Source organism: Methylococcus mesophilus (assembly GCF_026247885.1).
In the GTDB taxonomy this organism is placed as follows: domain Bacteria; phylum Pseudomonadota; class Gammaproteobacteria; order Methylococcales; family Methylococcaceae; genus Methylococcus; species Methylococcus mesophilus.
Genome location: NZ_CP110921.1, coordinates 611,529 through 636,781, shown reverse-complemented (window position 1 = coordinate 636,781; position 25,253 = coordinate 611,529). Strand labels below are relative to the sequence as shown.

Below are 25,253 nucleotides of genomic sequence, written 5' to 3'. Positions count from 1 at the left end.
GAAACGGATCATAGCACCACCCCGGCGGGCCGCCTTGTGGCGGCAAGCTTGCCGCCGCTTTGTGGGCTCACGCGGTGATGGAGAATTCGGGCCGGTGTCACGTCCAAAAATACCGAACGAGGTGGAAGAACAGGGGAGCCGCGAAACACAGCGAATCGACGCGGTCCATCACGCCGCCGTGCCCCTCGATGAGGGCACCGTAGTCCTTGACGCCGCGGTCGCGTTTGATCGCCGACATGACGAGGCCGCCGCAGAAACCAGCGATGCAGATCGCAAATCCGGTCAGGCCCGCCTGCCAGGGCGTGAACGGCGTCGCCCACCACAAGCCGGCGGCGAGGGCCGATGCGGACAGTACGCCCCCGATGAGGCCTTCCCAGGTCTTGCCGGGGCTGACGGTGGGCGCGACTTTGTGGCGGCCGACCGTCTTGCCCCAGACGTACTGCAGCACGTCGCTCATCTGGACGACCAGGATGAGGAAGATCACGAGTTCGGCATTGCGTCCCTCAAAACCCGGTATTTCCAGGGCGAGCAGCGCCGGCGTGTAGCTGAGGCAATATACGCAGACCATCAGGCCCCACTGGGCTTTGGCGGTGCGTTCGAGGAAGTTTTCGCAGTCGCCCGCCAGCGCCGATCGCACCGGCAGGAACAGAAAGGCGTAAACCGGGATGAAGATGGCGAACATCCCGTACCATCCGCGGGCGACGAGCCAGTATTGCGCCGGCGTGATCACGAAAAACATCCAGAACAGGGCGCGATGGTCGCCCCGTTTGGTCGGCGTGAGGGTGATGAATTCGCGCAGGCCGAGGAAGGACAGCAGGCCGAACAGTACCACCGCGCCGACCTGTCCGAGGGCGAGTGCACCGCCGAAGATGAACGCCATCACCCACCAGGCGCGGGTTCGGGCATTGAGGTTGGAGACGGTGGCGCGTCCCGCCTCGGTCTTGATTCGGGCAGCCAGGATTGCGCCGATGACCGAGGCCACGACGAGCGCGCCGAGAATACCCGCAGCCAGCCAGAGGATGTGCCGGTCCATCGTCATGGCGAAAATCCTCCGAGGCGGCACAGTGCCGCATGGGTGCGCCGCAGAAAGTCTTCCTTCGTCTCGTCTTCCTCCCGCCGGATCGGCGCGCCGATCGTGATGCTGCCGAGCATCGGCACCGGGAAGATTTCGCCTTTGGGAAGCACGCGGTTCACGTTGTCGATCCACACAGGGATGAGTTCGGCCTCCGGGCGGCGGGCGGCGAGATGGTAGATGCCGCTCTTGAATTCCGCGGGTTCTCCACCGGCCATCCGCCCGCCTTCGGGAAAGATGATCAGCGAGCTGCCGGCATCCAGCGCGGCGAGCATGGGTGTGAGCGGATTGTTCTTGACCGTCACGTTCCGGCGCTCGATCAGCACGGCGTTGAAAACGCGTTTCGCCAGATAGGGCCGCACCAGGCCGCGCGACCAGTAGTCGTGTGCGGCGACGGGCCGGGTGATCTTGCGCAGCGCCTCCGGCAGCGCCGCCCATATCACGACCGCATCGAGATTGCTGGTGTGGTTGGCGAAATAGACCCGCTGCCTGGCGTCGGGCTCGGTGCCCTGCCAGTGGGCGCGGATGCCGGTCAGCAGCCGCACCAGCAGGATGACGAAGGACTTCGCGATCACGGCTTGGCCTCCAGCGCCCGCACGACCCAACGGGTGCGCCGCAGGAGAGTAGCAGCGGTGCCGGCGACCAGTATCACGAGCGCGGCCATCAGCACCCACGCCTGCCAGTCCGCGAAGCACGCCGCGGCCGCTGCGAGCGATGCGGCGGTGACGACCGCCATGCGATGCTGTTTGGCCATCGGCCCGAGGAAACATTGACCGGCGCCCGCCGCCGCGCCGAGTGCGCGCACATAGGCGGTGCCCAGCGCAAGGGCCGTGGCCAGCCAGCCCAGGGTCGGGCCGTAGGGCCACATCGAGCTTGCATAGCCCAGACCGGTCAGGATGAAGGCATCGGCAAACCGGTCCGGGAGTTCATTGAAGATTTCGCCCGATTTCGTCTTGAACCCGCCTTCGATGGCGACCATGCCGTCGAAGAGATTGCACAGCAGCCGCAGTTGTACGCACAGCGCCGCCGTCACGAAAAGAACCGCCGCCCCGGCCGCCTCGCAGTAGGGCGTCGCCGCCAGACATCCGCCTGCCCCAGCGGCGAAGACGGCGCTGAAAACCGAGATGAGGTTGGGACGTATGCCGGAGTAGGCGAGCCAGGACGCGATGGAAGCGGCCCAGCGCGTGTCGCGGGCTTTGATCGGGCGGCGGCTGAATTCAAAGTCGGACATGGTCGGGGGAGTGAAGGCGGTTATGGAGCCGGGGACGGGCGGAACATCGTTGCAAGATGGGTGCGCAGCTAGCGGCCGGCGGCCGGCAAAGCGGCGGCCCGGTGCTGGTTGTCAGCGGTGGTGGGCGAATGTGGCGTGTTCGCCGCTGCATCGATCAGCGGCTGAGGGAACAATCCGGCCGCGAGGACGAGCAGCGCCGTGACGGCCAAGGCGGTTCGGGCCGCCGGATGCAGTGCGAGCCGATGCCCGGCGTCAGCCGGCTGGATCATGGCCAGCACGACCCGGAGGTAATAGTAGATGCCGATGCCGCTGCCGACGACGACGGTGGCCACCAGTGGCCAGGTCTCCGCCTGCACGCCGGCGGCGAAGACGTAGAACTTGCCGACGAAGCCGACCGTGAGCGGGATGCCCGCCAGAGACAGCAGGGAGAGCGTCAGTACCGCGGCGAGCCAAGGCGAGCGCCAGAACAGGCCGGCGTAGTCGCTGAGCCGGTCGGATTCGCGGGCGTCGTCGGAAATGGCCGAAATGGCGCCGAAGGCCGCCAGGCTGGTGAGCGTGTAGGCGGCGAGGTAGAAGGCGATCGTTTCCGCCTGCAGGTCCCGCCGCAGCAGCCCCGCGGCGACGAATCCCACCAGCAGGTAGCCCATGTGGGCGATCGATGAGTAGGCGAGCAGGCGTTTCAGGCTGTCCTGCAGCAGCGCCAGGAGATTGCCGGCCAGGATGGACACGACGGCCAGCAGTCCGAGCACGCAGAGAAAGGTTTCCGAGCGCTCGGCATGGACGGTGGTGAAAAACCTGAGCAGCAGGGCGAACACGGACGCCTTCGACACGGTCGCCAGGAAGGCGGTGACCGGCGCGGGCGCGCCCTGGTAGACGTCCGGCGTCCACAGGTGGAACGGCACCAGCGACAGCTTGAAGCCGATCGCGGCCAGGATGAGGAACAGGCCGGCGAGAGCGAGCGGCTTTTGCTCCAGTTCCGCGCCGCTCGCGCCGATCTGTTCGAACGAGAGCACGCCCAGGTCGCCGTAGACCAGTGCCATGCCGAACATGAGGAAAGAGGAGGCGAGTCCCGACAGCATCAGGTATTTGATGCCCGCTTCCAGCGGGCGGGAGGCCCGGACGCTGTAGGCGATCATGGGGAACAGGGAGATCGTCAGCACCTCCAGGCCGAGGAAGAACATGGCGAGATGGGCGCTGGACACCAGCAGCAGTGCCCCCAGGGTCGAGGTGAGGAGCAGCACGAAGATTTCTTCGTTCTCATTCTCGCGCCGGCGGAAATACGCCAGGCACAGGAGGGCGACGGCGAGCGCGGCGAGAAGCAAGAGCGCATGGAAGAACAGGCCGTAGGCGTCGACCAGCAGCAGGTCCGTGACCCGGAGCGGTGCGACGGACAAAGCGTGGGGCAGGGTGGACAGGCTCGCCAGCAGCCCGCCGACCGTCAGCCAGAAAATGAGGCGGAAGCTCCGCCGGATCGCGATGGCCAGCATCACGGCGACGGCGGCCGCCGACAGAACGATGAAGGGGAGCAGGGCGGTGAATGCGTCGGCGGTCACGTCAGGTTCCTCGCTGGGCCAGGGTCCGGGTCAGTCCGTTCACCGTGGCGTCGGTGTAGGCCAGCATGGATTGGGGATGGAGCCCCATCCAGGTCGTCGCGGCGATCAGGAACAGCATCACCCCCATTTCGCGCAGGCCGAAGTCGCGGATTTCGCGGGGCGAAGCCGGCCCGTGGAACGCCCGCTGCATCACGTACAGCGCATAGACCGGCGCCAGGATGAGGCCGAGCGCGGCGAACGCGGTGATGGCGGCATCGACGCGGAAGCTCCCCAGCAGCACCAGAAATTCGCCGACGAAATTGCCCAGCCCAGGCATGCCCAGCGCGGCGACCGAGAAGAACAGGGTGATCGCTCCGATGCGGGGCGCCAGTGCCCACAAGCCTCCCATCTTGTCCATGTCGCGGGTGTGCAGCCGCTCCTGCAGGGCGCCGGCGACCATGAACAGCGCTGCCGCGCTGACGCCGTGGGCCAGCATGGTCATCACCGCGCCCTGCAGTGCTTGCGCATTGCCGGCGAAGGCGCCGAGCAGCACGAAGCCCATGTGGCTGACGCTGGTGTAGGCGATGAGGCGCTTGAGGTCGGTCTGGGCGAAGGCGAGCTTGGCGGCATAGAGGATGCTGACCGCGCCCAGCGCCATGGCGAAAGGCGCAAAATCCTGCGCCGCACCGGGAAACAGCGGGATCACGAAGCGCAGCAGGCCGTAGGCGCCGGTCTTCAGCAACACCCCGGCGAGGAGGACGCTGCCGCCGGTCGGCGCCTGGGTATGGGCGTCCGGCAGCCAGGTGTGGAAGGGAATGGCTGGCAGCTTGACCGTGAAGGCGACGAAGAAGCCGAGCATGATCCAGCGGGCAGCGCCGGGATAAAGATCGGCCTCGAGCAGCTCGAAATAGTCGAAGCTCAGGGTCCGCGTCGTCTGGTAGTGCAGAAACACCAGACCGAGGATCGCGATCAGCATCAAGAGTCCGCTGACCTGGGTGAAGATGAAGAACTTCATGGCCGCATAGGCCCGGTTCTCGTGGCCCCAGATGCCGATCAGGAGATACATCGGGATCAGCATGACTTCCCAGAAGAAGAAGAACAGGAACAGGTCCAGGGCGAGGAACACCCCGATGACCCCCGCCAGCGTCCACAGCAGGTTGAAATGGAAGAAACCCTGGCGTTCGCGGATCTCGGTCCAGGAGCAGAGCACCGCGGCGAAGCCGAGAAATACCGTCAGGGCGACGAGCAGCAGGCTGAGCCCGTCCAGAGCCAGATGGAAGCGGATTCCGAAGCGCGGGATCCAGGCCCAGTCGATCTGCGCCAGCCAGGCGGTTTTGGGCGCGGCGCCGGTGTCCGCGAACAGGGACAGGACCAGCGCGGCGTCGACGGCCAAGGCGGCCAGCGCCAGCCAGCGCGGAGCGTCGTCCCGCCAGCGCCCGGCCGGGAGCGACAGCAGCCCGCCGATCAGGGGAACCAGGATCAGCCAGAGCAGGATCATGCCCATACCCCCACGGCCAGGACCAGCGCGGCTCCGAACAGCATACCGGCGGCATAGCGCCGGAGCTGCCCGGTCTGGGTGGGCACCAGCAGGCGGTGGCCGAGGCGGGTAAGGGCGACGATTCCCTGATACAGCCGGTCGACGGCATCGCCCTTGTTCAGCCTGGCGAGAGCGACGAAAGGCAGGACGAACAGCCGGTCGTACAGCCAGTCCATGCCCCAGCCGCTGAACCACAGGCGGCGCAATGCCTCGCCTCCGGGGAGCTTCAGCACGGCTTCGGCGGAAGCGGTTCCGGCGCGGTAGACGAGGTAGCCGATCGCGACGCCGAGGAAGGGCGCCGCCGTGGTCAAGAGGCCGATCGAACCGCCGGCTTCCCCCTCGGCTCCGCTCGGGGCGAGCTCGGTGCCGGTTTCAGGCAGTGCCGGGAACAGGGGCAGCTTCGCCAGTCCCCCGGCCAGGGAAAGAATGGCGAGGACGACCAGCGGCACGCCGATATTGGAGTCATAGTGCGGGCGGGCTGGCGTCCGCTCCGTGCCGAAAAAGGCGACCAGGAGCAGCCGGGTGCTGTAGAGGCCGGTGAGGACCGCGCCCGCCGTGCCCGCGGCCCATAGCCAGGGGCCGGCAGCGCCCGCGCCATGGGCGTTGAGCAGGATCTCGTGCTTGCTGTAGTAGCCCGAAGTGAAAGGCAGGGCGACCAGGGCCGCCAGGCCGACGACGAAGGTCCAGAACACCAGCGGCAGGCTGCGCCGCAAGCCCCCCATTCTGAAGATGTCCTGTTCGTGGTGCAGCGAGAGGATGACGGCGCCGGCGCCGAGGAACAGCAGGGCCTTGAAGAAGGCATGGGTGGTCAGGTGGAAGATCGCCGCGGACCAGGCGCCCACGCCCAGCGCCAGGAACATGTAGCCGATCTGGCTAATGGTGGAATAGGCCAGGACGCGCTTGATGTCGGTCTGGGTCAGGGCGCTGAAGCCGGACATCAGCAGGGTGATCGCGCCGATGACAGCGACCAGGGTCTGTACCTCGGGAGCGAGGGCGAACAGGGCGTGGGTGCGGGCGATGAGGTAGACGCCCGCCGTGACCATGGTGGCGGCGTGGATCAAGGCGCTGATCGGCGTGGGCCCGGCCATGGCGTCCGGCAGCCAGACTTGCAGCGGCAACTGGGCCGACTTGCCGACGGCGCCGCCGAGCAGCAGCAGGGCCGCTGCGGTGGCCAGGGTCGAGCCCGCCGGCCATTGAGCGCTCGCCCTGGCCATGGCCTCCTGGATGTCCAGCGTGCCGAGCTGGGCGAACAGCAGGAAGAGGCCCAGCGCCATGGCGGTGTCCCCGACGCGGGTGACGACGAAAGCCTTGCGGGCCGCGTAGCCGTTCTCGGGTTTCTCGTACCAGAATCCGATCAGCAGGTAGCTGCATAGCCCCACGCCTTCCCAGCCGAGGTACAGCAGCGGCAGGTTGTCCGCCAGCACCAGGATCAGCATGGCGAACACGAACAAATTCATGTAGGCGAAGAAGCGGGCCATGCCGGGGTCGTCTGCCATGTAGCCGGCGGAATAGACGTGGATCAGGAAACCGACCCCGGTGACCACCAGCAGCATGTTGAGCGACAGGGCGTCGAGGTAGAAGGCGAAGTCGACGCCGAAGTCGCCCGCCGCCATCCAGTGCCACAGCGTCTGCCGGAACAGCCGGGCCTCCGGAGCCAGGGCCAGAAGCTCGAAAGCCAGGGCTGCCGCCAGGGCCGCCGACAATCCGACCGAGCCGGCGCCGATCCAGGGAACGTAGGCCTTGGGCAGCCGGCCTTCGCTCCCGGTGAGGATCAGGAAGCCCGCCAGAGGAAGGAAGGGAACCAGCCACAACAGATTCAGCATGACGACTCCTAGCCTTGCATTTCGCTCAGGCGATCCGCGTCCAGCGTCTTGTAACGCCGGTAGATCTGAAGCACCAGCCCCAGGCCGACGCCGACTTCGGCGGCGGCGAGGGTCAGGATCAGCAGGAACATGATCTGGCCGTCGGGCTGGCCCCAGCGCGACCCGGCGGCGATGAAGGCCAGCCCCGCCGCGTTCAGCATGATCTCCACCGACATCAGCATCACGATCAGGTTGCGGCGGATGAGCAGGGCGACGAGGCCCAGCACGAACAGAACCGAGGCCAGGAGCAGCGCGTGTTCGAAGGGAATTGGCGCCATCGCTTCAGCTCCCGGACCTGAGAGGGCGGCCCAGGTGATAGGCGCCGACCAGACCCGCCAGCAGCAGCATGGAGGCCGTTTCGACCGCCAGCAGATAGGGGCCGAACAGGGCGATGCCGAGCGCTTTGGACTCGACGATCCGGCCCGCCTCGTGGGCGCCGGAACGCGTCAGGGTGATCAGCAGCTCCGCGAACAGGACGGTGCAGAGCGCGGCGGGTCCGTGCCAGATGCCGGGACACAGCCATTGTCTCTCCTGCTCGATGGTCTTGCTGCCGAGATTGAGCATCATCACCACGAACACGAACAGCACGATGATCGCCCCGGCGTAGATGATGACTTCCAGCACCGCCGCGAAAAAAGCCCCCAGCAGGTAGAAGATGAAGCCCGAGGCGAGGAGCGAGACGATGAGATAGAGCAGGGCATGCACGGTGTTGCACTGGATCACCACCATGAAGGTGGCGGCGACGGCGACCAGGGCAGAGAGGTAGAAGAGGGTCAGTTCCATGTCGGTGCCTGTGGGGTTACGGTCAGGGCAAGAGGCTTCGGACGTCGATCGGGTGTGCTTCGTTTTCCGCCTCCCCCTTGTCCTTGCCGGCGATGGCCTTGCCCGCTACCCGGTAGAAACCATAGCCCGGATACTTGCCGGTGCCCTGGATCAAAAGGTGCTCCTTTTCGTACACCAGGTTGCGGCGGTCGTATTCGCATAACTCGAAATCGGGGGTGAGCTGGATCGCGTAGGTCGGGCAGGCTTCCTCGCACAGGCCGCAGAGGATGCAGCGGGAAAAGTTGATGCGGAAGAATTCCGGATACCAGCGGCCGTCAACGTCCTCGGCCTTCTGCAGCGCGATGCAGTCCACCGGACACACCGCCGCGCAAAGGTTGCAGGCGACGCAGCGCTCCTCGCCGTCGGGGTCGCGGGTGAGCACGATGCGGCCGCGGTAGCGCGGAAACAGCTTCGGCCGCTGTTCGGGGTACTGGACCGTGTCCGCCCGGGTGAAGGTGTGCTTGAGCACGATCCACAGGGTGCGCAACTGGCTGATCATCTCGCTTCCTCCCTCATGGCGCCGACAGGCCGACGGCCCCGGTGACGACGATATTGACCAGGGTCAGCGGCAGCATCACCTTCCAGCCGAAGCTCATGAGCTGGTCGTAGCGCGGCCGGGCCAGCGCCGCCCGCAGCAGGACGAAGAACAGGATGAAGACCAGGGTCTTGAGGACGAACCAGGCCAGAGGCGGCAGGAAGCCCGGCCCCAGCCAGCCGCCGAAGAAAAGCGTCACCAGGATGGCCGAATTCAGGGTGATGCCTAAGTATTCGCCGACGAAGAACATGCCGAACTTCATGCCGGAGTATTCGGTGTGGAAGCCGCCGGTGATCTCCTGCTCGGCTTCCGGCAGGTCGAAGGGCGCGCGATGGCATTCCGCCACCGTTGCCACCAGAAATGCGAGGAAGCCTGCAAACTGTGGCAGCACGTACCAGCAATCCTTCTGCGCCTCGACGATCTCCCGCAGGTTGAAGCTGCCGGACAGCATCACCACGCCCATCGCGGCCAGGCCCATGAACACCTCGTAGCTGATGCTCTGGGCGGCGGCGCGCAGGCTCCCCAGCAGCGAGTATTTGTTGTTCGAGGCATAGCCCGCCAGCACTTGGCTGTAGACCGCCAGGGAAGACAGCGCGAAGAAATACAGCAGGCCGAAGTTGAAGTCGATGACGCCCACGCCCGGTGCGAACGGCACGACGACGAAGCCGAGCAGCATGGTCACCATGACGACGGCCGGCGCGATGACGAACACCGGCTTGTCGGCGAAAGGCGGAATCCAGTCCTCCTTGAAGAAGATCTTGACCATGTCCGCCACCACCTGCCCCAGCCCCAGCGGGCCCACCCGGTTGGGCCCGAGCCGGTCCTGCCAGATTCCGATCAGGCGGCGCTCCACCCAGATCAGCCAGGCCGCGACGACCACGACCGAGAGCAGGATGCCGACGACGACATAGGGCGATCCGACGGTCATGGCGTAACTTCTCCGGGCTTGTTCGGCGTCCATGGCCGCGACGCGGTTTCCAGGAAAGGCAGGTCGCGCAGACCGGCCGGCACGCCGGCGATGCCGGCCGCGAGGCCGGGGAGGAGCTTCACCGGCAGCCAGACGTCCGTAGCAAGTTCGACTTCTTCGCCTTCGGCGAGACCGAGGCGGATCGCGTCCGCGGGGTTGAGGGCCACATAGGGATGCGGTGCCCGTTCCGCCACCGCGGGCGAGTGCATGCTGGTCTCGTCGCTGCCGAAGATGCGGTGCAGCGGTACCAGCCGCAGGGCGTCCGAGGGAGCGGCGCCGGCCTCGGGCGGTACGAACCACTGCGGGCCGGTTCCGCCGTCGCCAATCAGGCGGATGCCGGGATCGCCGCCGCGCAGATGACCGCCGGCTTCGTCCTGGAACTTGCCGACCGACTGGTTCGAATTCCAGCCCGGCGCCCAGACGAAGGGATTCAAGGCCGGCGGATGGTCCTGCGCGGCGCCTTCCATGGAGAAGGCCAGCGCCGAGTCCGCGTCCTCGGGCTGCTTCGGTTCATGGATGCGGACGTCGGCCAGCATCGCGGTGCGTCCGCTGTAGCGGTGCGGCTGGCGCGGAATCTTCTGGCCCGCGATGCGGAAGGCCGCTCCGGGCGCGCAACCGGTAATTTCCCGGAACACCGGCAGCGATTCGGCCAGCGCCCGGCTGAGATCGTCGATGCGGGTCCAGGGCCCGAGCCAGCGCCAGGCGTCGCGGCTGTCACCGATGGGGGGCATTGCAGAGAAGAAACGCTGGGCGCGGCCTTCGCTGCTGACCAGTGTCCCTTCGGTCTCGGCGAAGCTTGCGGCGGGCAGCGCAAGATCGGCGCGCTCGGCGGTTTCGTGCAGGGTATGGTCGATCACGATCACTTGTCTGGCCCGCTCGAGCAGGGCGTCGACCGCGGTCCGGTCCGCCCGCCGGTAGAGATCGTTTTCCAGGATGAGCAGCGTGTCGGCTACTCCGGACTCGATGGTCTGGAAGGCGTGCGCCAGAGCTTGCGCCTCCATCATCGCCAGCCCCAGGCTGTTGCATTCCGGCACGGCGAAATGCACACCCGTGGGTCGGCCCTGACGTTTCGCCGCCAGCGCAGCGGCGATCTGGCCCGCCGCCCGGAGCACCTCCTCGCTCAGACAGCCGGTGCCGGATACGATCAGGGGCCGTTCGGCGCCTGCCAGCGCGTCGGCGATTTCCGCAGCCAGCGCCTCATGTTCGGGCGTCAGGCCCGCAACGGCCGGCGCCTCGGAGCAGATGTTGTGCGCGACGGCGAAGCCCAGCCGGGCGATGGCGTCGGGGCCGGCGCGGCAGGTCCGCGTAGCGACCTCGTCCAGCCGGGTCGGCCCCGGACTGGCGACGAACAGCGGGCTTTTTTCGGCCTGGGCCGCCTCACGCACGGCGGCGTCCTGCCAATGCGGGATGCCCAGACCCTCGGCGATGGCATGGGCCCGGCTGCGCACCGCCTGGCGTAGCGCCAGCGCCAGCCGCGGCGCGGTCTGGGTCAGGTCTTCGCCCAGCACCAGCACCGCATCGGCCCGTTCGGCTTCGCGCAGGGACACGAGGTGCACCGGGAAATCCCGGACGATGCCGAGGAGGGTTCGAAGGCAGCCGTGTTCGGTGTCGCCGATGCCGGCATGGAAACGCTCCGCGCCGACCAGTTCCCGCAGTGCGAAATTGGCCTCGAGGCTGGCGCGGGGCGATCCGATGCCGATGATCCCTCGCGCGTCCCGGATCGCGGCGGCGAACCGGCCGGCGGCGATGTTCAGGTCCAGCGGACCTTCCTCGGCCGAGCGGGCCTGATGGAGGCGCGCCGGGCCGTTGACGAAGCCGTAGCCGAAGCGGCCGCGGTCGCAGAGGAAATAGCCGTTGACCTCGCCGTGATAGCGGTTGACGATCCGCCGCAGGCTGCCGTAGCGCTCACCGGGGCTGGTGTTGCAGCCGATTCCGCAGTGGACGCAGATCGAAGGCGCGGTCTGCAGATCCCATTTGCGGCTGTAATGCCGGCTGAAGGTCTTGTCGGTGAACACCCCGGTGGGGCAGACCTCGACCAGATTGCCGCTGAATTCGTTCTCCAGTACGCCGTCCTCATGGCGGCCGAAATAGACGTGGTTGTGCGAGGCGAACACCTGCAGGTCGTCGCCGCCGCAATAGTCCTGGTAATAGCGGACGCAGCGGTAGCAGGCGATGCAGCGGTTCATCTCGTGGTTGATGAACGGCCCCAGGTCCTGGTTGCGGTGGGTGCGCTTGAGGCCGCGGTACTGGCGGAAGGTATGGCCGGTCATCACGGTCATGTCCTGCAGATGGCATTCGCCGCCTTCTTCGCACACCGGGCAGTCGTGCGGGTGGTTGGTCATCAAGAGTTCCAGGATGCCGGCGCGGAAATTCCTGGCGTTTTCGCCTTGCAGAGATATCCGCATGCCTTCGGTCACGGGCGTCATGCAGGCCATCACCAGCCGGCCTTGAGTGTCGTCCGCATCCTTGAACTGGATCACGCCGCACTGGCGGCAGGCGCCCACCGAGCCCATGGCCGGATGCCAGCAGAAATAGGGCAGATCCAGACCGAGCGAGAGGATCGCCTGCAGCAGGTTGTCCCCCGCCTTGACCGGATAGCGCTTGCCGTCGATTTCGATGTGCGGACTCCTTCCCTGGGGTCCGTCCTCCGGACCCGCCTTCGGCGGTCCAAAATCGTTCCCTACGATTTTGTCAGGCATACACGCCTCCGCGGGTGCTTTGCGGCTGGAGATAGCGCTCGAAATCGGCGCGGAAGTATTTGAGGGCGCTCTGCAGCGGTTCCACCGCGCCGGGCGCGAGGGCGCAGAAGGTATTGCCGGGGCCGAGCAGTCCGCACAAGCGTTCCAGGGTGTGGAGGTCCTCCAGTCGGCCGCGCCCTTCGATCAGCCTTTCGAGCAGGCTGACGGTCCAGGGCAGGCCATCCCGGCAGGGCGTGCACCAGCCGCAGGATTCCTGGGCGAAGAACTGTTCGAGATTGAGCACCATCCTTACCGGGCAGGTCCGGTCGTCCAGCAGGATCATCGTGCCGGTGCCGAGCCGGCTGCCGGCCTTGCCGATCGAGCCGTAGTCCATGGGGATGTCCAGGTGTTCGGGCAGCAGGAAGTCGGTGGACGCGCCGCCCGGCATGTAGCCCTTCAAACGGTAGCCGTCGCGCATGCCGCCGGCGTGTTCCTCGATGATCTCGCGCGCCGTCGTGCCCATGGGCAGCTCCCAGGCGCCGGGGCGCTTGACCCGGCCGCTGACGCCGTAGATCTTGGTGCCCGGCTCGCCGGTCCGGCTGAGTCCTTTGTACCACTCCACCCCGTTGCGGAGGATGTGCGGCAGGTTGCACAAGGTCTCGACGTTGTTGACGATGGTGGGCTTGCCGAACAGGCCGGACACTTGCGGGAACGGCGGCTTGGCGCGGGGATTGGCGCGTTTGCCTTCCAGCGAGTTGAGCAGGGCGGTTTCCTCGCCGCAGATGTAGCGCCCGGCGCTGGTGTGCAGGCGCAGGTCCAGGCTGAAACCCGAGCCGAGAATGTTCGCGCCGAGCAGCTTGTACTCTTCGGCCTCGGCGATCGCCCGCCGCAGCCGGTCCGCCGCGAGCCGGTATTCGCCGCGGAGGAAGATATAGGCGATGTTGGCCTGGATGGCGTAGGAAGCGATGGCGACGCCTTCGATCAGTTGGTGCGGATCGCCTTCCAGCAGCAGCCGGTCCTTGAACGCGCCCGGTTCCATTTCGTCGCCATTGACCACCAGGTATTTGGTTTTTGGCGCGTCCTCGCCCATCGGCACGAAACTCCATTTCATTCCCGTCGGGAAGCCGGCGCCGCCCCGGCCGCGCAGCCCCGAATCCTTGACCTGCTGTTGCACTTCCAACGGCGCGAGTTCGGCGAGGGCTTTTTTCAATCCTTCGTAGCCGCCGCCGGCCCGGTATTCGGCCAGGCTGGCGGCGGAGCCATCGGGCTTGATGTTGCGGGTGAGCGGCTTGTCCATCAGGGCGCTCCGGTTTCGCCGAGAATGTCGTCCAGCTTGGCCGGATCGACGTTGAAGTGGGTCTCGTCGCCGATCATGAGCACCGGCGCCTTGTCGCAGGCGCCCAGGCAGACGATGGGCAGCAGGGTGTATTCGCCGTCGCCGGTGGTTTCCCCCAGCCCGATGCCGAGCCTTTCACTCAAATGGCGGCGGTTGTCTTCGGCGCCCAGCATCCAGCAGCTCACGCTGTTGCAGTAGTGGATGACGCGCTTTCCCACCGGACGGCGGTAGATCAGGTTGTAGAAGGTGGCGACGCTGTCCAGGTCCGCCGGCGATATGCCCAGCACTTCGGCGACCTCCCTCAGCAGTTCGTCCGAAATCCAGTCATGCCCTCGCTGGGCGATGTTGAGTGCCTCGATCGCGGCCGCGGAAGGGTAGGGGAAGTGACCGGCTTCCTGGCGGATGGCTTGGATTTCGTCGGGTGTGAGGATCATGCTCCGGCTCCTTCAGCGGTCCACGTCGGCCATCACGAAATCGATGCTGGCGAGGATGGCGATCAGGTCGGCGACCATCATGCCGCGACTCATCAGCGGGATCATCTGCAGGTGGGGAAAGGACGGGGTGCGGATGCGGGTGCGGTAGGACATGGTGCCGCCGTCCGAGGTCAGGTAATAGCCGTTCAGGCCCTTGGTCGCCTCGATGGTCATGCAGGCTTCGCCGGGCGGGATCACCGGGCCCCAGGATACGCTGAGGAAATGCTGGATCAGCGTCTCGATGTCGTGCATCGTGCGTTCCTTGGGCGGCGGCGTGGTGAGCGGGTGCTCGGCCTTGTAGGGGCCGGACGGCATCTGGTTCACGCACTGCTCGATGATCCGGAGGCTCTGCCGCATCTCTGCCACCCGCACCGCGCAGCGGTCGTAGCAGTCGCCGTTCGCGCCGGTCGGAATCTCGAATTCGAAGTTCTCATAGCCCGAATAGGGCCGGGCCTTGCGGTAGTCCCAGGCCAGGCCCGTGGCCCTGAGCCCCGCGCCGGTCACGCTCCAGTCGATGGCCTCCGCCGTGGTGTAAGCACCGATGCCGCGAGTGCGGCGCTGGATCAGCTTGTTGGCCATCACCGCCTTGTCGTACTGGGCCAGGCGCTTGGGGAAGTAGGCGATGAACTCGCGGATCAGCCTGTCCCAGCCTTCCGGCAGGTCCATGGCGACGCCGCCGATGCGGAAGAAGCTGGAATGCATCCGGGCGCCGGTGAAGGATTCGATAATCTCGAACACCTTCTCGCGGTCGATGAACATGTAGAAGATCGGCGACATCTGTCCCACGTCCTGGGCGAAGGTGCCATAGAACAGGAGGTGGCTGGCGATCCGGTAGAACTCGGAGATCATGACCCGGATGACCCGGGCGCGCTCCGGCACTTCGATCCCGGCCAGCTTCTCCACCGCCATGACGTAAGGCAGGTTGTTCATCGAACCGCCGAGGTAGTCGACCCGGTCGGTGTAGGGGATGTAGCTGTGCCAGGACTGGCGTTCCCCCATCTTCTCCGCGCCGCGGTGGTGGTAGCCGATGTCGGGTACGGCGTCGACGATCTCCTCGCCGTCGAGCTGGAGGGCGACCCGAAACACGCCGTGCACGCTGGGATGGTTGGGCCCTAAGTTCAGGAACAGGAAATCGGTGTCCTCGCTCCGGCGCTGCATGCCCCATTCCTCGGGCACGAAGCGCAGGGCCTCCTGCTCCTGCTGTTGCACATCGTCCGGCAGGCTGAACGGTTCCATCTCGGTGGCGCGGGCGGGGTGGTCCTTGCGCAAGGGATGGCCCTGCCAGGTCGGCGGCATGATGATGCGGCGCAGGTTCGGATGCCCGTGGAAACGTATGCCGAACATGTCCCAGACTTCCCGCTCGTACCAGTCGGCGGCGGGGCAGACCGCAGCGATGCTGGGGAGTGACGGATCGGATTCCGGGAGGGCGACTTTCAGCCGGATGTCGGCGTTGCGCTCCAGGGAAATCAGATGGTAGACGATGGTAAAGGCGCTGGCGGGCAGGCCGTCCCGATGCTTCCGGGTCCGTTCGTCGACGGCGGTCAGATCGAACAGCAGGGCGTAGGGGCGGTCGATCTCCCGGCGCAGGTAGCCGACGGCGGCAACGAGATCGCCGGGATTGATCCACAGAGTGGGGATGCCGTCGGCGGTGATTTGCGGGATAAAGGTCTCGCTGCCGAAGCGGCGGCACAGGTCCGGGACGATGGTTCCAGCATGTTCCGTCATCGAGGCTACCATGTCCGGATTCCCTCTCGTTCAATCCAGGCTGAACGGATCGTGCAGTTCGGAGGCCCGATTGCGCTCGGCCTGTTTGAGGTCGCGCCGGCTGGGGGCGGGGGCTTTTTCGATGCCTTGGGGGCCGATCACCCAGCTCAGAGGCCGTTCCTCCTTCCCCACCGATTCCTGCAGCATTATCAGCCCTTCCAGCAATGCTTCCGGCCGCGGCGGGCAGCCCGGCACGTAGACGTCCACCGGCAGGAACTTGTCCACGCCCTGGACCACGCTGTAGATGTCGTACATCCCTCCCGAGTTGGCGCAGGAGCCCATGGAAATGATCCACTTGGGTTCGAGCAATTGGTCGTAGAGGTGTTTGACCACCGGCGCCATCTTGCGGAACACCGTGCCGGAAATCACCATCAGATCGGCCTGGCGGGGGCTGGCGCGGATGACTTCCGAGCCGAAACGGGCGATGTCAAAGCGGCTGGTGAACGCGGTCGCCATTTCGACGTAGCAGCAGGAGAGGCCGAAGTTGAACGGCCAGATCGAATTCTTGCGGCCCCAGCGCACCAAGTCGTCCAACTGGGCGAACAGGATGTTGCGCCGCAGGGCTTCCTCGTAGGTCTGCCGGCCCGGCTGGGGGGCCGGGGTCTGGTCCGCTCGTGTCAGGCTCCAGCGCATGGGGGCTCCTACAGGTGGATTTTGGCTTCGACGATGCGCTGGCGGGGCGTGCGCCAGTCGAGGGCGCCGATCCGCCACAGATAAACCAGCGTGGCGGCCAGGACGCCGATGAAGATCAGGATTTCGATGTAGCCGGGCCAGCCGCTTTCGCGGAAGGCGATGGCCCAGGCGAAGATGAAGACGGCTTCGAGGTCGAAGATGACGAAGAAGATCGCGATGAGGTAGAAGCGGACGGAGAAACGGAGCTGGGAGCTGCCCACCGCGACGATGCCGGATTCGTACGGTTGTTCCGTCGCCTGGGTGCGGCGGGTGCGGCGTTCGCCCAGGAGGGGAGGTAGCGCGAGCATCGTGCCCACGACGATCAGCACCAGCCCGAAATAGAGCAGGAGCGGCCAAAGATCGGTATGTGGAACGCCAGCGGAACTCATGTACTCATGTCTCCCGATGTTCGCGTAAGCATCACCCGCCGGGGCGGACGATGTACCACAAAGCTGGCTACACTTTCGTCAAGCGGAGCCGGGTTGTCAATCGCCATTATGGAAGCGGGCCATAGCCCGTTACCAACGCGTTCCCGCGGGGCCGGTGAGCCCGGGATACCCGTACGGCCCGCATCAGCCGGGCGCTGAGGATCCCGGCTTCCCTCCTTTGTTCCGCTCGCTCCAGCGCTGGGTGATGACGTAGAACACCGGCACGAAGGGGATGGCCAGGATGGTCGAGGCCAGCATGCCGCCGAACACCACGGTGCCGATCGCCTGCTGGCTGGCCGCGCCTGCGCCGCCGGCCTTCATCAGCGGGACGACGCCCAGAATGAATGCGAACGAGGTCATGATGATGGGCCGGAACCGGCGCCGGGTGGCTTCCACTGCGGCGTCGGCGATGGCCATGCCCTCGGCGCGCAGTTCCCGGGCGAATTCCACCACCAGAATAGCGTTCTTGCTGGCCAGCGCGATCATCAGCACCAGCCCGACCTGGGTGTACAGGTTGTTGTCGAAGTGCCGGATGATGAGGGAGACGATGACACCCACCAGGGCCATGGGCACTACCAGGATCACTGCGGCGGGGCTGGCCCAGCTTTCGTATTGGGCGGCCAGCACGAGGAACACCAGGACGATGGACAGGGCGTAGATGTAATACGCCTGGTTGCCAACCTGCTGTTCCTGGAATGCGGTTGCGGTCCATTCGAAGTTCATGCCTTGCGGCAAGGTGTTCTTGGCGACCTGCTCCATCAGCCGGATCGCTTCGCCGGAACTGAAACCCGGGGCCGCGGTGCCGAAAACCGGCGCAGCCGGATAGAGGTTGTAGCGCGTAACGAGCTCAGACCCCAGCTTGTGGTTCACGGTCAACAGGGAGCCCAGCGGTACCATTTCCTCCCGAACGTTCTTCACGTACAGATTCTGTATGTCCTCCGGACGCAGCCGGTAGGGCGCTTCGGCCTGCACGTAGACCTGGAACGACTGGTTGAATTTGTTGAACAGATTGACGTAAGCCGACCCGAGATACGCCTGCAACGTGGCAAACACGTTGTTCATCGGAACTTCCTGCGACTGCGCCTTGGTACGGTCGATATCGAGATAGAGCTGGGGACTGCGATTGCTGAAGGTCGAGCCCACGAAGCCGATGCCGGATTGCGAGGAGCCGGCGCGGGTCAGTTCCAACACGCCTTTCTGCAATTCGGGCAGGCCGAGGCTGCGCTTGTCTTCGACCATCATCTGGAAGCCGCCGGCCTGGCCGAGGCCGCGGATGGGCGGGGGAATCATGATCGCGAACTGGGCCTCCGGAATGGCATCGAGCTGCTTTTTCAGGCCGCCGAGAATATGGCGCTGATCGAGCGCTTCGCCGCGTTTGTCCCAGTCCTCGTAAATGATGAAAGTGGTGGAAGCGTTCGAAAGGTTGGCGGTATCGAGAATGGACAAGCCGCCGATGACGACCCAGGCTTTGATACCGGGGCTTTTCTTCAGGACTTCGTCGAGCTTGCGGCTGGCTTCCCGGAGTCTGGGCTGCGCGGCGCCGTCCGGCAGGCGAGTCATGATCATCGCATAGCCCTGGTCCTCGGCGGGCAGAAAGCCGGTCGGGTGGATGCTGAACAGCCAGCCACCAACGGCGATGACGGCGAAGAAGACGGCGGCCATCATTCCGGTCCGGTTCACCATCCAGCGCACCAGCCGGGTATAGGCCGCTTCGATTTTCGCGTAGACCGTGTTGAATCCGCGGTAGAACGCATTTGGACGGTGGTCCGCCGGCCTGGCCTTGAGATAGAGAGCGCACTGCGCGGGTTTCAGGGTCAAGGCGTTGATGGCGCTGATGACCGCCGTGGAGGCGATCACCAGGGCGAACTGGCGGAACATCTGTCCGGTAATGCCAGGCAGGAAAGCTGAAGGCAGGAATACCGCCGTCAGCACCAGGGTGATGCCGATGACCGGGCCAGTCATTTCGCTCATGGCCTTGATCGACGCCTCCTTAGGCGTCAGCCCCTTCTCGATGTAATGCCAGGCATTCTCTACGATCATGATGGCGTCGTCGACGACGATGCCGATCGCCAGGATCAAGGCGAACAGCGTCATCAGGTTGACGGAAAAACCTAGCATCGCCATCGCGGCGAAGGCGCCGATGATGGTCACCGGCACGGTCGTCGCAGGCACCAGGGTCGCACGCCAGTTCTGCAGGAACACCATGATGACGATCAGCACCAGTACGCCGGCTTCGAACAGAGTCTCGTAAACGGCGTGGATCGATTGTTCGATGAACTTGGTGGTGTCGTAGTGGATGGCGTACTTGAGCCCGTCCGGGAAGTCCTGGCTCATTTTCTCCATCATTTTTTTGATTTGTTCGCCGACGTCAATGGCGTTGGCGCCGGGCAGGGTGTAGACCACGATCTGGGTCGATTTGTGGCCGCTGACCTCGGCATAGTTGGCATAGGTCTGCTGACTCAGCTCGACCCGGGCCAGATCCTTCACGCGCACGATCCGGGCCGTATCCTCGCTGGTGACCGACTGCTGCGGTTTGTTCCGCGTGGTCTTGATGATGATGTCCTCAAACTGCGAGATCTCGGACAGACGGCCCAGAGCGTTGATGGTGAACTGGTAGGGTTGGTCTTCGGGTACTGGCGGGCCGCCGAGCTGGCCGGCCACGACCTCGACGTTCTGCTGCTGAATCGCGTCGGCCACGTCCTTGGCCGTAAGGCCGTAGTAACGCAGCCGCTCCGGATTCAGCCAAACCCGCATGCTGTAGGAGCCGGCACCGACGACCCGGATCTGGCCGACGCCATGGATGCGCGCCAACGGATACTGCAGGTTGATGACGGCGTAATTGGAAAGGTAGGTCTCGTCGAAGCGCTCGTCGTCCGAATACAGGCTGATGACCTGCAGCATGTCGGTCGAGACCTTCTTGACGGTGACCCCCTGTTTCTGCACGGTGTCCGGCAACTGGGCCAGAGCGCTGTTGACGAAATTCTGCACCAGGGCCAGGGCGGTGTTGAGGTCGCTGCCGACCCTGAAGGTGATGGTCAGTGTGTAGGAGCCGTCGCTTCCGCTGGTCGAGGACTGATACAGCGAATTCTCCACGCCGTTGACGGCCTGCTCGATCGGAATACCGACCGTGTTGGCGATGATCTCGGCACTGGCGCCTGGATAGCGGGTGGTGACCTGGATGGTCGGCGGCACGATGTCCGGGTATTGGGCGACCGGCAGCTCAATCAGGCTGACGACGCCCAGGATGATGGTGATGATCGCGATGACGTTGGCGAAGATCGGACGTTCGATGAAAAACTTGGAGATCATCGGCCGGCCGCTCCTGGGGGATTACCGGCCGGCGAGGCGGAGAGCGGCTGCCTGACCGGCGCGACTTCCTTGCCGGGGATCGCGCGCAGCAGGCCGTCGATGATGAGCCAGTCGCTGTTCTTGAGCCCATCGCTGACAGAAATCATGAGGCCGGAGGGAGGACCGGTCGTGATGCTGCGCCGCTCGACCAGATTTTTGTCGTTGACTACGAGTACGTACGGGCCGATCTGGTCGTAACTGATGGCTTTGGTGGGGATCAGCAGCGCGGACTGGGCGTTGTCGACCGGAGCCTTGAGCCGGGCGAACAGGCCGGGAAGGATCGAATAGTCCGGGTTCGGGAAGATGGCGCGCAGCAGCAGGGTGCCGGTGGTGGGGTCCAGCCGGATGCCGGCGAAGTCGAGTTTGCCTTGGTGCGGATAACCGTCTTCGTTGACCAGACCCAAAGCGACAGGGACGTCCGGCATCCGAGGGCTGGTCGCCTCGCTTTGGTGCCTGCCCCTGACTCTCAGCAGATCCTGCTCGCTGATCGTGAAATAGGCATAGATGGGGTCGATCTGGTTGATCTCGGCGAGTACGGTTTTTTCGCCGGCGCCGACCAGGTTGCCCGGATCCTTCATGCGTCGCCCGGCGCGGCCGGTGAACGGGGCCCTGACCTCGGTGTAGTCCAGATTGAGCTTGGCCAGATCGACGTTGGCTTCCGCCGCCATGACCGCCGCCTGCGCCGAATCCCGCTCGTAATGCCATTTGTCGACGTCGGTCTGGGCGGCGGCGTTTTGCTTGAGCAGTCCGGAAAAACGGACGTACTCGGTCTCGGCGTGCATCAGCCGGGCCTTATCCGCCAGCACCTGGGCCTTGGCTTCCTTCAACTTGGCCTCATAGGTGTTCTGCTGGATGAGAAAAAGCAGTTGCCCTTCCTTGACGATCTCACCCTCGCGGAACAGGATCTTTTCCAGGTAGCCTTCGACGCGAGCCCGGAGCTCCACGGTCTTGATCGCCTGGGTGTTTCCCGTGAGTTCGAGGTAGGGCGTGACCGGACCTTCGATGGGCTGGCTGACCACCACCTGCGGCGCGGGAGGCGGCACATAGGTGTTGGGTTTTTCGCAGCTGGCGGAGGACAGCAGCAGCATGGATGTGCCGGTGCCGGCGAGAGTGCGCCACAAGATTCCCTGGCGGTGTTGAGTCGTGCGAATCACTGGAAGAGTCTCCCTGAAATCGTTTCCGGCGGCGGCTGGATCGTCTTGAGCGTTACCCGCCGCGAAGTCTCAAATCACAAGTTGGGGTTAACGGCTTACCAGTCTGGCGCCCGAATGAGGCTGGACGGCGGTTTCTCGGGCACTGCCCCCGGCTTCAGCAGATCGCCCCAATTGGTCCGCTCCGCCATCGCCTGCCGGATCGGTTCGGGGACGAAATCCTTGCCCTCGCGAATCTGCCAGCCACCGCCGAGGGTGCGGTAGACGCCAACCAGATTGGTAGCGATGTTGCCCAGAGTCTGGGCAAAATTGTCCTGCTGTTTCAGCAAGTCCTGCTCGGCCGTCAGTACGGTGGTGAAATCGGTGATACCCTCGCGGTACTGCAGCGTGGCCAGATCCAGTGAACGTTGCGCAGCGGCGGTGCTCTCGGCCAGGAACTCGGCGGAATTCTGGGTCTTGAGGAAGCCGATCAACGCACTCTCGGCCTCCTGCTGCGCCTTCAGCACGGTGTTCTGATAACTCAGTGCGAGTTCCTGGAAGCGGGCATCCTGGGCCCGGACCTGATTGGTGAGCTGGCCGTAATTGAACAGGTTCCACTGCACCGAAGGGCCGAAGCGATAGAAATGCTGCCCCCAATTGAAAATGTCGCCCAGACTGTGGCCCTGGGAGTTGGTGGAAACGAAGCCGAAGCTGCCGCTGATCGAGAAGGCTGGGTAAAGCGCGGCTTTGGCGATGCCGATGCGGGCTGATTGGGCCGCGGCGGTTTGTTCCGCTCTTCGCACGTCCGGCCGCCGCCGCAGCAAATCGGCCGGAATGCCGACTGCGACCTGGACCGGCGGGGCGGGGATCTGGCCGAACTGGGTTTCGGAGCCCAACGGCTTGTCGAGCTTGTCGGGCGGCATGCCGAGCAAATAGCAAAGCGTGTTCTTCGCCTGCCGAAGCTGTCCTTCCAGCACCGGAATGGTCGCCTGGGTGCTGGCGAGCACGGTCTTGGCCTGTTCCACGTCACGCTGGGTGCTGGTGCCTCCGTGGAATTTGGCGTCTGCGATTCGCAGGCTTTCGCTTTGGGTCGTGACATTATGGCGGGCAATGTCGAGGCGCTTTTCCAGGGTCCGGATCTGCACGTAGGTATTGGCGACGTCGGCGGTGAGGGTGACCAGGATGTCGTCATACTCGGCGACGGACGCCATCAATTGCGCATCGGCAGACTCGATGGCCCGGCGGTACTTGCCCCAGATGTCGATTTCCCAGTTCGACATGACGCCGACGCGGGTGTACCAGAGGCTGTCGCCACTTCCCAATCCCAAATCCCGGAGGAAAGGCATGCTGAATTTCTCGGTCTGGCCTTCGAAGCCCTGGCTCTGCGGGAACAGATTGCCGGTAGCCACGCCCAGTTCCGAGCGCGAACCCAGAATGCGAACGGCGGTGATCTGGAGCGGAAGATTCTGCGAATAAGCGGTTTCGACGAGTTTATTCAGAACCGGGTCCTTGAACACCCGCCACCATTCCCGGAAATTGCCTTCTCTCTTCGAAACCCTGGTGTCCTCGCTCTCGAGCCAGTCTGGGGAAACCCGGGTTTCGGGAGTCTGGTAATCCGGCCCGATCTTATTGCTGCAGCCGGCGGCGAGAATCGCCGGAAGGATCAGAAGCAGCCGGCGTCCGGCGATTTTCAACGAATCGATTTTGGGCTCCATCCTTTAGGGAATCCTGCTTCAGTCAAAGTCCTGGTGATGGTCGTGTCTCATCGACCGTTCGTCGGAACATGCCATGGCCGTTCGGGCCGAATGCCCGCAGTACGTGCCAAGCATGCCTTAAGCGTCCCCATTGTGTCGAGCCATGCCTTGGAATTGTAATCAATACGGCGGTGTGTCCGGCCGATCGGTTGTCCGCCCCGGCGCGCTCCGGCGTTGTCGCCGCCGCAGGAACACGAAGGGGTTCCCTCCCTTCGTGCCCGCATCCGCTTACATCTTTCCAAGCATGAATAACACCACGCCCGGCATCACCAGCGCCGGTCCCCACCAGGCGCCGGCAAGGGTCGCCACGATGCCGGCAGCAAGAGTCAGGATTCCGATGGCCTGGAATTTTCCGCCAAGCTTCCTGATGGGGGGTTCGCTTTCGTAGGCGGACGATTCGATCGATTTTCCGCAGCTTGGACAGATGCCTGCTGGTGCGGAGACTTTGGCTCCGCAGTTCGCACAGGTGCCGAGTTCCATGTTTTTCTCCTCGTTCTGCGATCCGGGCCAAAGGCCCTTTGTTGTTTTGGGAGTGGAGACTGCCTAACCTTAAGGTTGTGCCGTAACGCTCGTCCGGCGCGGTTATTCTGACACCTCAGGGCTGGCCGTGGCACGCCTTACTGCGCTGTGGTTCGGGGGGAGGCGGCGGAATCGAATTTGCCTAGCCGCGACCGGATGCGTTTGAGCGCGAGGACCGGCAAGTGCATAAAATTTTTCGTTTTTCGGAAGGCGGAACGACGACATGGGCGATGCGACGGATAACGATCCTGCAGGCCGGCCAGGACCTGAGCGGGGGAGCGTAGGACCGATGCTTCGGGCTGCGAGGGAGGCTCGCCGAATCGGAGTCGATACGGTGGCGCGCGAACTCCACCTGCCGGCAGCGGCCATCTCCGCGCTGGAGCGGGACGACTACGCCAGCCTGCCGCCTGCGGCTTTCGTGCGCGGATACCTGCGCAGTTACGCGCGCCTGCTGGATCTGCCTGAGCAGCAAATCGTCGACGCCTACAACCGCGTCGCAGGGGAGGGGCCAGATCCGGAGCTGCGGCCCGTGGCGCGTGGTCAAGGCGAGGCAAAACCCGCTTCCTGGCTCGGTCCGCTGGGACTGGTCCTCTTGGGCCTGGCGGGTATCTGGGGCTACCAGTTTTGGCGTTCGTCCCAGAATCCCGTGCCGGTTCCTTCCCCAGTCGAGCTTTCCGAACCCGCACCCGTGGAACCGGCTGTGAACGGCGCAGGCATCCCCGGGGAAGCGGAAGTTCCGCCTCCTTTCGGCGAACCGGCACCCGCTCCGAGCTCCATAGCTGCTGTCGAAGCGCCTCGCTCACCGGTCGTTCCGGCGTCTCCGCCAGCGCAGCCCCCTGGCGCCCCCCCGCAGCCCGAGGGTGACACCTTGACCCTGAGCTTCTCAGGGGAATCCTGGGCCAGCGTCACCGACGCCGAGGGGAAAAAACTGCTCTTCGAAAACGTGGCCAAGGGGCAGGTCAAGACGGTCCAGGGCAAGGCCCCGTTCAAGATAACCCTTGGCCGTCCGGCCGACACCCATTTGGAATATAACGGGCGGGCTTACGACCATGGGTATAAGACCAATCGTATCTCTGCCAGGTTCATCGTTCCCAAGGAAACGGCACACTGATGGCCGGAGAGTCTCGAAACCTGATATTCCAATTGATGTCTCCCAAAAGGTTTGTCGGCAAATCCTATTCCGCCGATGCCAGCCGGGAACGATCAGCGACAGGTGAAAAAATGGCTTTTGCTGTTCTGTGCGCTAAGGAAACTCTGAACAAATCCTGCGGGTAAGCTATCCTCGACAAAGCCCGTCAACGCGGTGACCGCATGAAACCGACGACCTTTGCCTCCTTGGCTTTTGCGCGGAAGAAGAAACAGACCCGGCGTGAAAAGTTCCCGGCCGAGACGGAGCGGGCGGTGCCGTGGCCGGAGCTGCTGGCGGTAATCGAAACCTACTACCCGAAAGCCGGCCGGTGCGACAGTAAGCAAGGAATTTCGGTGCCCTTCACCCGTTTCAAAAGCCTGATTATCGGCGTGATATGTTTTTACCGGGGCGGGCCTTCCCTGCTGGGGACGATAACAAGACGATTTAAATTCGGTGAAGGACAC

Annotated in this window: 21 protein-coding genes and 1 pseudogene; 2 read left to right on the top strand and 20 right to left on the bottom strand. The window is 64.7% G+C overall.

What is annotated here, in order from left to right:
• Positions 1-97: 97 nt before the first annotated feature.
• From OOT43_RS03020 to OOT43_RS02925, 20 genes are all read right to left on the bottom strand, one after another.
• Positions 98-1,039, bottom strand: coding sequence for a phosphatidate cytidylyltransferase (locus tag OOT43_RS03020; RefSeq protein ID WP_266023210.1), 942 nt, complete (start codon positions 1,037-1,039; stop codon positions 98-100).
• Positions 1,036-1,647 (bottom strand): lysophospholipid acyltransferase family protein, encoded by a 612-nt coding sequence (locus tag OOT43_RS03015; protein ID WP_266023209.1) that lies wholly within the window; start codon positions 1,645-1,647, stop codon positions 1,036-1,038. The genes OOT43_RS03020 and OOT43_RS03015 overlap by 4 nt, the downstream gene beginning before the upstream one ends.
• Positions 1,644-2,303 (bottom strand): CDP-alcohol phosphatidyltransferase family protein, encoded by a 660-nt coding sequence (locus tag OOT43_RS03010; RefSeq protein ID WP_266023208.1) that lies wholly within the window; start codon positions 2,301-2,303, stop codon positions 1,644-1,646. Before OOT43_RS03010 ends, OOT43_RS03015 begins: the two co-directional genes overlap by 4 nt.
• A 68-nt stretch (positions 2,304-2,371) precedes the next feature.
• Positions 2,372-3,856 (bottom strand): NADH-quinone oxidoreductase subunit N, encoded by a 1,485-nt coding sequence (locus tag OOT43_RS03005; protein WP_266023207.1) that lies wholly within the window; start codon positions 3,854-3,856, stop codon positions 2,372-2,374.
• Between the two features lies 1 nt (position 3,857).
• The gene (nuoM, locus tag OOT43_RS03000; RefSeq protein ID WP_266023205.1) at positions 3,858-5,333 is read right to left on the bottom strand and encodes an NADH-quinone oxidoreductase subunit M; all 1,476 of its coding nucleotides are present in this window, start codon (positions 5,331-5,333) and stop codon (positions 3,858-3,860) included.
• Entirely contained in the window at positions 5,330-7,195 is a 1,866-nt protein-coding gene (gene nuoL / locus OOT43_RS02995) for an NADH-quinone oxidoreductase subunit L (RefSeq protein WP_266023204.1), read from the bottom strand. The genes nuoM and nuoL overlap by 4 nt, the downstream gene beginning before the upstream one ends.
• An 8-nt stretch (positions 7,196-7,203) precedes the next feature.
• Positions 7,204-7,512 (bottom strand): NADH-quinone oxidoreductase subunit NuoK, encoded by a 309-nt coding sequence (nuoK, locus tag OOT43_RS02990; protein ID WP_266023203.1) that lies wholly within the window; start codon positions 7,510-7,512, stop codon positions 7,204-7,206.
• Between the two features lie 4 nt (positions 7,513-7,516).
• Positions 7,517-8,017 carry an NADH-quinone oxidoreductase subunit J gene (nuoJ, locus tag OOT43_RS02985; RefSeq protein ID WP_266023202.1) on the bottom strand — a complete coding sequence of 167 codons (501 nt, stop codon included), beginning with the start codon at positions 8,015-8,017 and terminating at the stop codon, positions 7,517-7,519.
• A 22-nt stretch (positions 8,018-8,039) separates the two neighbouring features.
• Positions 8,040-8,555, bottom strand: a complete 516-nt coding sequence (nuoI, locus tag OOT43_RS02980) for an NADH-quinone oxidoreductase subunit NuoI (protein ID WP_266023201.1) — start codon at positions 8,553-8,555, stop codon at positions 8,040-8,042.
• A 13-nt stretch (positions 8,556-8,568) separates the two neighbouring features.
• Entirely contained in the window at positions 8,569-9,519 is a 951-nt protein-coding gene (nuoH, locus tag OOT43_RS02975; protein WP_266023200.1) for an NADH-quinone oxidoreductase subunit NuoH, read from the bottom strand.
• On the bottom strand, positions 9,516-12,257 hold the full coding sequence (gene nuoG / locus OOT43_RS02970; protein ID WP_266023199.1) for an NADH-quinone oxidoreductase subunit NuoG: 2,742 nt from the start codon (positions 12,255-12,257) through the stop codon (positions 9,516-9,518). The genes nuoH and nuoG overlap by 4 nt, the downstream gene beginning before the upstream one ends.
• The gene (nuoF, locus tag OOT43_RS02965; RefSeq protein WP_266023198.1) at positions 12,250-13,533 is read right to left on the bottom strand and encodes an NADH-quinone oxidoreductase subunit NuoF; all 1,284 of its coding nucleotides are present in this window, start codon (positions 13,531-13,533) and stop codon (positions 12,250-12,252) included. Before nuoF ends, nuoG begins: the two co-directional genes overlap by 8 nt.
• Positions 13,533-14,006 carry an NADH-quinone oxidoreductase subunit NuoE gene (nuoE, locus tag OOT43_RS02960; protein ID WP_266023197.1) on the bottom strand — a complete coding sequence of 158 codons (474 nt, stop codon included), beginning with the start codon at positions 14,004-14,006 and terminating at the stop codon, positions 13,533-13,535. Before nuoE ends, nuoF begins: the two co-directional genes overlap by 1 nt.
• A gap of 12 nt (positions 14,007-14,018) precedes the next feature.
• Positions 14,019-15,782, bottom strand: coding sequence for an NADH-quinone oxidoreductase subunit C/D (nuoC, locus tag OOT43_RS02955; protein WP_317134046.1), 1,764 nt, complete (start codon positions 15,780-15,782; stop codon positions 14,019-14,021).
• 18 nt (positions 15,783-15,800) lie between these two features.
• Positions 15,801-16,442 (bottom strand): NuoB/complex I 20 kDa subunit family protein, encoded by a 642-nt coding sequence (locus OOT43_RS02950; RefSeq protein ID WP_266023195.1) that lies wholly within the window; start codon positions 16,440-16,442, stop codon positions 15,801-15,803.
• 8 nt (positions 16,443-16,450) lie between these two features.
• Complete coding sequence (gene ndhC / locus OOT43_RS02945) at positions 16,451-16,870, bottom strand: NADH-quinone oxidoreductase subunit A (protein WP_266023194.1); 420 nt, start codon at positions 16,868-16,870, stop codon at positions 16,451-16,453.
• Between the two features lie 183 nt (positions 16,871-17,053).
• Positions 17,054-20,218: an efflux RND transporter permease subunit gene (locus OOT43_RS02940; protein ID WP_266023193.1), complete on the bottom strand. Its 3,165-nt coding sequence runs from the start codon at positions 20,216-20,218 to the stop codon at positions 17,054-17,056.
• On the bottom strand, positions 20,215-21,411 hold the full coding sequence (locus tag OOT43_RS02935; protein WP_266023192.1) for an efflux RND transporter periplasmic adaptor subunit: 1,197 nt from the start codon (positions 21,409-21,411) through the stop codon (positions 20,215-20,217). The genes OOT43_RS02940 and OOT43_RS02935 overlap by 4 nt, the downstream gene beginning before the upstream one ends.
• Before the next feature lie 95 nt (positions 21,412-21,506).
• Positions 21,507-23,102: an efflux transporter outer membrane subunit gene (locus tag OOT43_RS02930; RefSeq protein ID WP_266023191.1), complete on the bottom strand. Its 1,596-nt coding sequence runs from the start codon at positions 23,100-23,102 to the stop codon at positions 21,507-21,509.
• A 267-nt stretch (positions 23,103-23,369) separates the two neighbouring features.
• Entirely contained in the window at positions 23,370-23,621 is a 252-nt protein-coding gene (locus tag OOT43_RS02925; RefSeq protein WP_266023189.1) for a hypothetical protein, read from the bottom strand.
• 262 nt (positions 23,622-23,883) lie between these two features.
• Here OOT43_RS02925 and OOT43_RS02920 point away from each other — a divergent pair, with 262 nt between their 5' ends.
• Entirely contained in the window at positions 23,884-24,771 is an 888-nt protein-coding gene (locus OOT43_RS02920) for a helix-turn-helix domain-containing protein (RefSeq protein WP_317134045.1), read from the top strand.
• Between the two features lie 200 nt (positions 24,772-24,971).
• Positions 24,972-25,118: pseudogene (locus OOT43_RS02915) on the top strand (IS5/IS1182 family transposase); the annotation flags it as partial.
• Positions 25,119-25,253: the final 135 nt, after the last annotated feature.